Source organism: Methylobacter sp. BlB1, from assembly GCF_015476545.1.
Classification (GTDB): domain Bacteria; phylum Pseudomonadota; class Gammaproteobacteria; order Methylococcales; family Methylomonadaceae; genus Methylobacter.
In genome coordinates, this window is the sequence record NZ_JADMKV010000166.1 from 1 (window position 1) to 1,338 (window position 1,338).

Genomic DNA, 1,338 nt, shown 5'->3' on the forward strand with positions numbered 1-1,338 from the left:
CCAGCCGGGCCTCGATCTCGCCCAGCTCGATGCGGAAGCCGCGGATCTTGACCTGAAAGTCGTTGCGGTCCAGGAAGTCGATGTTGCCATCGACACGCCAACGGCCCAAATCACCCGTTTTGTAAAGCTGTGCCCCCGGCTCTCCGCCGAAAGGATCGGCGATAAAGCGCTCGGCGGTCAGCTCGGGCCGGTTCAGGTAGCCCTGCGCTACGCCCGGTCCCCCGATATAGATCTCGCCGGCCACACCGATCGGCACCGGCTGCTGTTGAGAATCCAGAATGTAGATCTGGGTGTTAGAAATCGGACGGCCAATGGGAATGCTATCGGCCTGCTCGGCGATGGCTTCAACTGAATAGGATGTCGCAAAGGTCGTGGTTTCGGTCGGGCCGTAGACATGAATCACATGGCATTGAGGCTGGCTGTCCAGGAACTGCTTCACAATAAGCGGCGAAGATCTCTCGCCACCAAAGAGCACGTGTTTTAACTGCCCCAGAACCTCAGGCAAGATAACGGCGTATTGATTAAACAACGCTGTTGTCAAAAACATGCTCGTCACGGCATGCTCGGTCAGCAGACGGGCGAACATTGTCGATTCAAGCACGGCGGATTGCGGAAGAATCAGTATGCGCGCACCGTTTAATAAAGCTCCCCAGATTTCAAAAGTCGAGGCATCGAAAGCAGGGTTGCTGCAGTGTGCGATACAGTCTGTCGGCTCAATCTGCAGATAGCCATTGTTGATAACCAGCCGATTGATCGCGCGATGCGGAATAATCACGCCTTTGGGCACACCGGTCGATCCCGAGGTATACATGATGTACGCCGGCGTATCGGCAGCTAGTTGCAGGTGTAAATCGGCCGATGAGCAACTGGCGATGGCTTCATTTGCCTGCGCCAGGTCAAGCACCTGCACGCCTGGCCAGTTCTGGCCCGCTTCGCTGTTTTGCGCAACGATCACCTGCCTGGCCTGACAATCCTGAATCATGAACGCCTGCCGATCCGCCGGAAACTCGGGATCGATCGGTACGTAGGCACAGCCGCTCTTAAGTACGGCCAGTTGCGCCACCAGCATCTCCACACTGCGTGCCATAACGACCGGGATGAAATCGCCAGCCGCTACGCCTGAATTGTGCAAATGGTGCGCCAGACGGTTGGCCCGGGTGTTCAACTCGGCGTAGCTCAACCTTCCGCCGTCCCATATCACGGCATCGGCCTCGGGACTTTGGGCAACCTGCGCCTCGAACAGTTCATGGACGCAGCGGTCGCGGGGATAGTCGGCCTGGGTGGCGTTCCAGCCGTACAGCACCTGGCGGCGCTCGGCTTCGCTGAGCATCGGCAGGC

1 protein-coding gene is annotated in these 1,338 nt (G+C 58.3%); it reads right to left on the reverse strand.

Annotated elements, in window-relative coordinates; all coding sequences use genetic code 11:
- A partial coding sequence (locus IT781_RS21830) for an amino acid adenylation domain-containing protein (protein WP_194972278.1) occupies positions 1-1,338 on the reverse strand: 1,338 nt, incomplete at both ends.